Raw genomic sequence first — 9,678 nt, forward strand, 5'->3', positions numbered from 1 at the left:
GTGGTGGCGCGGGTGCGGGCGCCGCCGGTTCGGGCGCCCGTTCCACGTACACCGTTCGGGGCGCCTGCTGCGGGGCCTCCTGCACGACGGGCACCGGCGCCTTGATCGTTTCGGCCGGCGGTGGTTCCGGAGGTGCCGGCACAGCCTCGACCGGCTCCGGGGCAGCCAGCTGCGGGCTGGGCACGATGGCGTTCTGGGCGGGGCTGGGACGCTCGTCGGCGGTCGGGCGGATGCTGACCGCCAGCGAGATCGCCAACGCGACGACGCCGATGACGAAGATCGACGTCAGCGCGCTGCCGACCAGCAGGAACGGCTTGCGGCCGTCGTCGAAGGCCCGGGCCTCGGTGGGGGCGAACTCGTCGACCTCCCCGGCGTCCTCGCCCGAGCCCGCGCCGACCTCACCGGAGCTGGCCGGTGCCAGCTGCGTCGCCGCACCGGCGGCGGCGAACGCCGAACCCGCGGTGGGGCCGTCGGGATCCTGCGAGTAGGCCAGGCCCACCGTGGTGGCCTCGAAGGCCGGTGCGGTGGCCGCGGCCAGGGCGGCACCGCGGGCCAGCGCCAGCTCGGCGTCCTCGGGCGCGTTGACCGGAATGTCGACCAGGTGCTCGAGATGGGCCTTGATGGAGGCGATGTCGACCCCGGCGCCGACCACGAACATGCCCTGGACGGCGTCGGCGTCCACCGCGTCGGCCATCTCGGTGAGCACGGCCATCGCGTCGGCACTGTGCAGGGTTCGGCTGAGCACCTTGACCACCGAACCGTCGTCGGTCTGCACCACCGACAGCGTGGCGGCGTCGCGGTTGACGAACATCAGCGCCGTGGTCTGGTAGCCGACGGCCTGGCCGACAGCCTGCGCCAGCGCGGCGGCGGCGTGCCCTTCGGAGACGAGCATGACGTCGTCGACGCCACCCGAGGCCAGTGCGTCACGCAGCGCAGTGGCCTCGCTGTGGTCGCTCCAGGTGACGCCGATCGAGCGCAGGTGATGACCGCCCGTCTCGGCGCTTTCCCTGGTGCCGAGCACCGCCGCGACGACCTGATCGGCGACGTTTGCCGAGCCGTCGGCGGTGTCGACGTCGAAGACGTCGTGGTCGACGGTGATACCGTCCGCTTTCTCGCCCTCGACCAGCACCATGCGGACCGTTGTAGGTGTCAAAGACACACCTAGCACGATGTCCACAGACCCTCCAATATATTTGCTAGCCCTTCACGGCCGGCCCTGTTGTCTCCAGCACGGCAAGCCGACAACTAGTAGTTCATCGCCGTGACCAGCGGCCGCGTTACACCGGATGCAGTTAGCTGACGGCAACGAAAATTGCCGTGCCCGGCACCGGCCGGAACCGACTGTACAAGCGGCGGTTAGGTGCCGGCTGTGAGCGCCCGGTCAGCTCGACTTGATGAAGTTCTGATAGGAGCGCGACGGGGTGGGGCCGCGCTGCCCCTGGTACTTCGAGCCCACCGTGGCACTGCCGTAGGGATGCTCGGCGGGGCTGGTCAGCCGCAGCAGGCACAGCTGCCCGATCTTCATGCCGGGCCACAGGGTGATCGGCAGATTGGCCACGTTGGACAGCTCCAGCGTGATGTGCCCGGAGAACCCCGGGTCGATGAAGCCCGCCGTCGAGTGGGTGAGCAACCCGAGCCGCCCCAGCGAGGACTTGCCTTCCAGCCGCCCGGCCAGATCGTCGGGCAGTGTGCAGCGCTCCAGCGTGGCCCCGAGGACGAATTCGCCCGGGTGCAGCACGAACGGCTCGCCCTCCTTGGGCTCGACCAGCGAGGTCAGGTCGTCCTGGCGCTGCGCGGGGTCGATGTGGGTGTAGCGGGTGTTGTTGAACACCCGAAACAGGTTGTCCAGCCGGACATCGACGCTGGAGGGCTGGATCAGGCTGTCCTCGAACGGGTCGATGCCGAGCCTGCCGGCGTTGAACTCGGCCCGGATGTCGCGGTCGGAGAGCAGCACGGCATGAGCGTAGCCGCCGGGGCGCCGGGCGGGGCGGCCCAGCCGCCCACGGCTACTCGGCGTCGCTGTCCCCGGAGTTCGACCCCTTGACCTTCTTGGGGCCGTCGGACTCCGTCGATCCGGCGGAGTCCCCGTCACCCTCGGAGTCCTCGGCGCCCCCGGGATCCGTGGCGTCCGAGTCGCTTCCCTCGGCGTCGGTGTCGGCGTTGTCGGCGTCGTCCGCGGACTCGTCCAGACCTGCCAGCGCGGACTCATCCTCGTCCGCCTCGTCCGACACCGTCTCGTCGACTGTCTCGTCGGACACGGTCTCGCCGGCAGGTTCAGAGTCCCCGGCTTCTTCGACGGCTTCTTCGACGGCCTCTTCGATGACCCCGGTTTCCTCCCCGGCCTCTGCAGGCTCGGCGTCCTCGTCGGCCACGTCGGTCTCCGCCTCGTCCGCCAGGCGCTCCTCGACACCCAGCGCCGCTACCTGGTTCGGCAGCGCCGACTGCGGGCCCGTCTCGGTCTGCTCGCCCGCCTCCTCGCCGGTGTCCTCGTCGTCCTCCTCGTCGATGACGCTGCGGTCCTCGGGGAACTGCCCCCACGGGGTGAGCAGGCCCGGCGCCGCGATGCGCTCGCCCCCGACTTCGCCGGTGATCAGCGGGCTGATGTCGCCATAGCCGCCGAACAGGAACCCGTCGAGCATGTGCGCGGGGGCGCTGAGAATGCCGAGCCACTGCCCGGGCGGATTACCGGCCATGCCGGCGTCGTAGATGGCGCGATGGGCCACCCCGAAGGCGCCGATCGCACTCACCACCGGGCCGACCAGCCGGGCGAAGGCATAGTCGACGGCCTCCGGCAGACGTTCGCGGATCTCGTCGCCGTGCGAGGGGAACGTCTGGGCCAGCACCTCGGTGACCGCGTCGGTGAACGGGCCCACCACCAGCGGCGCTATCGGCGCGAACAGTATGTCGGCGAGCAGCGAATAGTTGTAAGGCAGCAGATTCGGGTCTTCCCACTGTGCTCCAGGTATTCCCCAACCGACCTGGTTCCACAGCGCCGGGATTTCGCCGCTGAACGTGCCGATGCTCTCCTCGACGGCCGCCAGTGCCCCGGCGCCGAGCAGCTCCAGGCTGCCCAGCAGCGACAGCAGTTCCACGTCGGCGGTCACCACCGGAGGAGCAGTCTGTATGGTCTCGACGACCCGCGCCTGCGCGCGGGCTTCGTCGGCAGGGAGCGCAGCTACCGATGAGAAGGTGATCACGCTGGCGCCGGCGAGGACGACCCCTGTTGTGACCGACCGATGAAACGCTCTATACACCATGACGTGCTCGACTCCATGCCTGTGCTGGGGATGCGGACCGGCCGGAGCCTAACGAACCCGGTAGCAAATTTGGGGCCTACGTCTGCGGGCCCCTGCGCACCCGTTCAACGCTGGCGAAGATCGGGCCATCCGGCGGTGGACCGACCCCGACCAGGGCGGGCCGCCGATGCTGCTAATCTGACTAGCCACAGCGCCGATGTAGTTCAATGGCAGAACATCAGCTTCCCAAGCTGAATACGCGGGTTCGATTCCCGTCATCGGCTCCACGTCTGCCCGAACTCGCGAGCGCATCAGGGCGAGGCCGGCTCGGGGCTTCCGCAGCGCGACAACCACTCGGGCGAAGTTGTCTGCATTCTGCTGACACGGACACACCCACCGTGCCCGCATCGTCTCTCAGCAGGTCCGCCGCGCATGGCCCCCACAGTCGCAAACCCGCACCGACGCCCATCAAAATCCGATTTATCGACCTAACTCGGACTAACGCTATAGTTAGTCCGAGTTAGGGGACATCAATGCAACCGTGGCCCAGCCACCGCGCAGAGCAACGACCTTGGGCACAGACCCAACGGGGTGGTACCCGCGAGGACAGAACACTGCGTTCCGTCACGGTGTCGCTCCCCCCTTACATCGCCAACGTCGACACCGGCATCGACCCGGAGATCGCCGTCGAACTCGAAGCCGCCATGAGCGAGATTTCTCGACTCGACAGCACGCACGGGACCCACCTCGAAGCACTGGCCACTCTCCTGCTTCGAACAGAATCGGTGGCGTCTTCGAAGATCGAGCGCGTCGAAGCGAGCTTGGACGACTACGCGCGCGCGTTGCACGGCGGCAAAGGCAATGCGAGCGCGGTTTCGATGGTGGCGGCGACCACCGCCCTGAACGACATGACCGCGAGCGTCGATAGAGATACTCCTGTTCAGATGTCCTCGATCCTGCGCGCACACGAGGCGTTGATGCGAGACGATCCGACAGAGGGCCGGCATGCCGGTCGAATACGCAGTGTCCAGAACTGGATCGGTGGAAGCGACCACTCGCCGCGAGACGCGCTGTACGTTCCGCCACCGCCGGACACGGTGCAGGCGTACATGGACGACCTGATGGAATTCGCCAACCGAACCGACATTCCCGTTCTGATCCAGGCCGCCGTCACGCATGCACAGTTCGAATCGATCCACCCCTTCACCGACGGCAACGGCCGTATCGGCCGGGCACTCATCAACACCATCTTCAGGCGAAGGGGAACAACCACGCGCCTCGTCGTCCCTCTGGCATCGGCGCTTGTTGCTCACCGAGAGCGCTACTTCGGCGCGCTCAACACCTACCGCACCGGCGAGCTACGCCCACTTGTCGTCACTTTCGCGAACTCATCAAGGACTGCCGCCGCCGAATCACGAACTACTGCAGAGCGCCTGGCCGAGATACCGGTGCAGTGGCGAGAGATGGTGGGACCGACCAGGCGTCACAGCGCGGCCGACAAACTACTCCTGCTCCTGGCCTCGACGCCGATCGTGTCGTCCGACGATGTCGCATCACTTGTCGATGCACCTCGAAGCAGTCTGTTCGCCGCAATAAAACGCCTGCACGATGCCGGTGTTCTCCGCCCATTGACCGACCGCAAGCGGGACCAGGTCTGGGGGGCAAGCCTGGTGCTCGACGAACTGGCCGATTTGGGACGCAGGATCGAGCGAGCGAGCACGTAAGGGCGCCCCCGGGCACCCACTGCCCCTGCCTCAGGTGATGCGCGGCAACGGGACCCGCTCCCCCACCTCGCCCTGCTCGTCGCGCAGCGTCGGTGCGGCCAGGCCTTCCCGGAGCAGCCAGCGGGCCAGCTCCAGCGTCTCGGCGATCTCGGCGTCGGAGATCCGCAGCCCGTTGGGCTGTTCGCGCAGCGCGATGACTCCGTTCCACGATCCCCACAGGAAATGCGTGAGCCGCAGCGAGTCGACCGGGCGTGCCTCGCCGGCGGCGATGGCGTTGTCGATCTCGGCGGCGAACCCCGCCAGCAGGCTGCCGACCTGGTCGCGGATGCGCGCCTCGATCTCGTCGTCACCGGTCAGTGGCCGTGCGCCCGGACTGCGGTAGGCCAGAAAATGGAAAGCGTGCGGATGCTCGAGATGGAAGCGCAGGTAGGCGTCGCCGCCGGCCAGGACCCGTTGCAGCGGCCCCAGCGACGGGTCGTCCACCCGCCTCATGTAGTCGGCGAACAACGTCAGCGCCCGGTCGACGAGGTGCAGGTAGACGCCACGCTTGCCGTCGAAGTGGGTGTAGATCGAGCCGACGGAGACGTCGGCGGCCTCGGCGATCTCCTCGATCCTGGCCCCGTCGTACCCGTCGCGGGCGAACACCACTTCGGCCGCGTCCAGGATCTGCGCGCGGGTCCGGGCCCGCCGCCGGTCAGCACGGGCGGCCCCGGTGGTCCGTCTGGTCTCGACCTCGCCGGCGTGCACCGCCCCAGACTAGGCCACCCAGATTTTTTACAAGTCTATTCATTTTATGAATCTACTTATAAATATCTGTTGGAGCTGGCATCCTGGCCGATATGAAGGACCACGCAGACGTCGTGATCGTCGGAAGCCGCTGCGCCGGGTCAGCGGCCGCCATCACCCTGGCGCGCCGCGGCCGCAGCGTCATCGCCGTCGACAGCGCCACCTTTCCGTCGGACACGTTGTCCACCCACCTGTTCTTCACCCACCACTGGGCCGAGCTGGAACGCCTCGGCGCGCGCGACCGGGTCATGGCGCTCGGGGCGCCGCTGCACACTCGCGCAGGCCTAGGGTCCCCGGGTGTCGAGGTTGTCGGCCCGTCCAGCCGGGTCGACGGATTCTCGGCAGGTGCCTGCGTCCGGCGCCCCGGCCTGGACCTCGCGCTCGTCGACACCGCGCGCGAGGCCGGCGCCGAGATCCGTGAGCAGGTCCGGGTCACCGGCCTGCTGCGCGAGCGCTCCGGCCGGGTGTGTGGCGTACAGACCCGCCGCCGCGACGGCACCGAATCCGAGATCGGTGCGCGCCTGGTCATCGGCGCCGACGGGCGCCGCTCGACGGTCGCCCGGCTCGTCGGCGCCCGCGAGCACCATCACTGCGACAACCAGCGCATCCTGGCGTTCGCCTACTACGACGATCCCCGCACGGAGCTGCGCGACCTGGCCATGCAGTGGCGCTGCGACGACGACCTCGTCACCGTCTTTCCCTGCGACGGAGAGCAATCGGTGGTCCTGTTGATGCCACCCAGGCATCGGGCCGACGAGTTCCGGGCCGATTCGACTGCGGCGTTCGACGCCACGGTGCGCCGGATCGAGCCGTTCGCGCGGCGCCTCGAGGGATGTACGCGCGCCACCGGCATCCGAATGTCCTATTCGCACCCGAGCTACTTCCGTCATTCCCACGGCCCGGGCTGGGTGCTGGCCGGCGATGCGGGTCACTTCAAGGACCCGGTGACCGCCCAGGGCATTCGGGACGCGCTGCGATTCGGCCGGCTACTCGGCGAAGCGGCCGCCCCCGTCCTCGACGACCCGGCACTGCTCGACGACGCGCTGGCAGCCTGGGAACGGGACCGCGATGCGCAATGCCTGGGCATGTATCAGTGGGCCAACCTGCTCGGCAGAGCCGACGACATCTCCCCGATCGAGAACGCCGCCTACCGCTGGTTCGCCACCCGACCCGACGGATTCACCGAACTGGCCGATGTGTTCAACCGCAAGACCACAGCCCAGCAAGCGTTCAGCATCCCCCGGCTGGTGCGGTGGGCGGCCGCCGCCGCGCGAGACCCCGAGGTCGACCAGTCAGCACTGCGACGCACCCTGATTCGTGACGTGCGCCGGGAACTCGACCGCGTGATCGAACATCGGCTGTTCTCCCGGCGGCGCGAGGCGTCGGCGCGCCTGGGGGCCGCCCAGCCGTGACGTCACTCTGACGTTGAGGACAATTCCCACCGCCGGGGACGGCGCGGGGGTTAGATTCCGGACGTGACTCGGGGACACGTGCTGCTTTGGTTGGGAACGGTCGGGGCGAGCGGCTGCATCGCACTGGGGGTCGGGTCCGGTGTCGCATCCGCCGACACGGATACCTCGGACAGCTTGACCAAGACCAGTCAGTCGAGCTACCGCGACTCGCAGCGCTCGGCCGAATCCGGGGCCTCGGCGTCCGCTGCCACCGACACCGGGGATTCGGACAGCTCCGCCGACCCCGATACCTCCTCGTCGTCGGACGGACCGGCCGACACCAGCCCCGCCTCCGAGTCCGACAGCATCGACCTGGACACCGAGGCCGGCGAGTCCACCATCGACCTCGACGTGACCGACGACTCGTCAACAGGTGATGACGCCACGTCAGCAATTGACGACGAGGCGATCGAGGAGGGTGCCGAAGTTCCGAGCGCTCCGGCCCGTAGCCCCGGCACCCCCGCCACGGCGGCCTCGGCGACGACCGACCTCACCGCCGAGCCCGTGGCGTCGACCGAGAACGACGCGACCGATACAACGTCGGGCGCCGGCCCGGCATCGACTCCCGCCGAACCGGCTGCCGTCGCCGCCGAACCGGAGACGACCGAGGCGACAGAGACCGAGGCGACCGAGACCGAGGCGACGGAGACCGAGGAGCCCGCCGGGGCGGCCGCGGCGGCGGTGTCGACGGTGACCGGTGTCCAGACCGGCCGCTCCACCCTGACCATCCCGATCGGCCCGCACGGCTTCACCACCGCCGCGGACTGGTACTTCCCCACCCAGGCCGACGGTTCGGTGGACGCGACCGGCGTCATCTGGCTGCAGCACGGCTTCCTGGCCAGGAACTGGTTCTACTCGGACCTGGCCCAAACCCTGTCGCAGCAGACCAACAGCATCGTGGTGGCCCCGAACCTGCCGTCGTTCCCGGCCCTGCTGCGCTGCGGCGGCTGCTGGATCAACGACCCCTGGACACAACAGGCCGTCGCCTCGATGTTCGACGGGGACGAGGCGTCGCTGACCGCCAGCGCGAACGCGGCCGGCCTGGTCGGCACGCTGCCGCAGGACTTCGTGTTGTCCGGCCATTCCGCGGGCGGCGGTTTCGCGACCGCGACGGGCGGCTACTACGCCGCCGACCCCGACAACAGCGGCAGCCTGCGCGGCGTGGTCATGTACGACGGTGTCTCCTTCGCCGGCCTGGCCGGTTCCCTGCAGAACCTCGACGATCCGTACATCCCGGTCTATCAGATCGCGGCACCACCGCAGATGTGGAACGCGTTCGGGTCCACCACCGACGAGTTGGTGGCCGCGCGCCCGGACCGCTTCGTCGGCGTGACGCTGGCCAACGGGTCGCACGTCGACGCCATGCTGGGCGGCCATCCGATCCTGGACTTCTTCGCCCAGCTGGTGACGAAGTTCTCCCCGCCCGGCAACACCGCGGCCGTGCACACCCTGGCCACCGGCTGGATCAACGACATGTACGCCGGGCTGGGGCCCACCGACGGCACCGGGATCTACGGTGCCCCCGACGAATACATCGTGCTGGGCGACGCGGCCGCGGTTGTGCTCGCTCCCCCGCCGGTCGTCGACGTCGACCGCTACCTGGGCACCTGGTACGAGGTGGGCAGCGTCAAGCAGTTCTTCTCGATCGGCCTGGTGAACACCACCGCCGAGTACAGCCTCAACCCCGACGACTCGATCAAGGTCGTCAACTCCGGCAACTACTTCGTCAACAACGGGCCGCTGTCGCGGATCGTCGGGGCCGCGCTGCCGGTCAACGCGGATAACAACAAGCTGAACGTGAGCTTCTTCGGCCCCGTCTCGGCCAACCCGCCGGGCAACTACTGGATCGTCGACCTCGATCCCGACTACCAGTGGGCCATCGTCAGCGACCCCACCGGCTTCAGTGGGTTCCTGCTCAGCCGCACCCGCACCGTCTCCGACGACCAATATCGAGAACTGCTTGACCGGGCATCGGTCAAGGGTGTCCGTGGCTGGATCACCCCGACCCGGCAGCCGGCGGCGATGACCACTACCTCGGTGTAGCCGGCCCCGGGTTTCGACGGCGCGGAAACGGGCATAGAACCGTTCGTGACGAGCGCCTACACCGATTTCGACGCCCCGCCGGTCGCACCCCAGGTCTATCCCCCGCAACAGGATTCGCTGCTGCTGATCGATGCGATGACCGACACCGGGCTGGCGTCCGGCGCCCGGGTGGCCGACCTGTGCACCGGCACCGGTGTGGTCGCCGTCGCCGCAGCCCGCGCGGGAGCCGCGCAGGTGAACGCATTCGACATCTGCCCGGACGCGGTCCAGCACGCCCGGCAGAGCGCGTTGGTTGCCGGGGTCGGCGTGGACGTGCACCGCGGATCCTGGGCCCGGGCAGCGGAATTCGCGCCGTTCGACCTGGTGCTCGTCAACCCGCCCTACGTCCCCGAACCGCCGGCCGCCACCGACGCCGGTGCACCGGCACCGGCCACCGCG

At 68.8% G+C, this 9,678-nt stretch carries 8 protein-coding genes and 1 tRNA gene; 5 read left to right on the forward strand and 4 right to left on the reverse strand.

Features of this window, described 5'->3' with window-relative positions; genetic code table 11:
• From ACXAID_RS25065 to ACXAID_RS25075, 3 genes are all read right to left on the reverse strand, one after another.
• Positions 1 to 1,177 (reverse strand): DUF7159 family protein (locus tag ACXAID_RS25065; RefSeq protein ID WP_475024889.1); only part of this gene is annotated, 1,177 nt, incomplete at its 3' end.
• A gap of 204 nt (positions 1,178 to 1,381) precedes the next feature.
• Entirely contained in the window at positions 1,382 to 1,954 is a 573-nt protein-coding gene (gene dcd, locus ACXAID_RS25070) for a dCTP deaminase (protein WP_475024890.1), read from the reverse strand.
• Positions 1,955 to 2,006: 52 nt separating this feature from the next.
• The gene (locus ACXAID_RS25075; protein WP_475024891.1) at positions 2,007 to 3,104 is read right to left on the reverse strand and encodes a hypothetical protein; all 1,098 of its coding nucleotides are present in this window, start codon (positions 3,102 to 3,104) and stop codon (positions 2,007 to 2,009) included.
• Between the two features lie 345 nt (positions 3,105 to 3,449).
• Between ACXAID_RS25075 and ACXAID_RS25080 the strand changes: the two genes are divergently transcribed.
• Together ACXAID_RS25080 and ACXAID_RS25085 are read left to right on the forward strand one after the other, a co-directional pair.
• A tRNA-Gly gene (locus ACXAID_RS25080) sits at positions 3,450 to 3,523 on the forward strand.
• 342 nt (positions 3,524 to 3,865) lie between these two features.
• A complete protein-coding gene (locus tag ACXAID_RS25085) occupies positions 3,866 to 4,960 on the forward strand; it encodes a Fic family protein (protein ID WP_475024892.1) in 1,095 nt (364 codons plus the stop codon).
• A 30-nt stretch (positions 4,961 to 4,990) separates the two neighbouring features.
• Here the strand turns inward: ACXAID_RS25085 and ACXAID_RS25090 are convergent, their stop codons facing one another.
• A complete protein-coding gene (locus ACXAID_RS25090; RefSeq protein WP_475024893.1) occupies positions 4,991 to 5,707 on the reverse strand; it encodes a TetR/AcrR family transcriptional regulator in 717 nt (238 codons plus the stop codon).
• 92 nt (positions 5,708 to 5,799) lie between these two features.
• Here ACXAID_RS25090 and ACXAID_RS25095 point away from each other — a divergent pair, with 92 nt between their 5' ends.
• The 3 genes from ACXAID_RS25095 to ACXAID_RS25105 form a co-directional block, all read left to right on the forward strand.
• Positions 5,800 to 7,158, forward strand: coding sequence for an NAD(P)/FAD-dependent oxidoreductase (locus ACXAID_RS25095; RefSeq protein ID WP_475024894.1), 1,359 nt, complete (start codon positions 5,800 to 5,802; stop codon positions 7,156 to 7,158).
• 174 nt (positions 7,159 to 7,332) lie between these two features.
• Positions 7,333 to 9,240 carry a lipocalin family protein gene (locus tag ACXAID_RS25100; RefSeq protein ID WP_475024895.1) on the forward strand — a complete coding sequence of 636 codons (1,908 nt, stop codon included), beginning with the start codon at positions 7,333 to 7,335 and terminating at the stop codon, positions 9,238 to 9,240.
• 45 nt (positions 9,241 to 9,285) lie between these two features.
• Positions 9,286 to 9,678 (forward strand): methyltransferase (locus tag ACXAID_RS25105; protein WP_475024896.1); only part of this gene is annotated, 393 nt, incomplete at its 3' end.

It is taken from the genome of Mycobacterium sp. ABE4_509 (assembly GCF_056160785.1).

Coding starts and splice junctions, on each gene's coding strand:
- ACXAID_RS25095 (WP_475024894.1), top strand. CDS start 5,800: ATGAAGGACCACGCAGACGTCGTGATCGTCGGAAGCCGCTGCGCCGGG.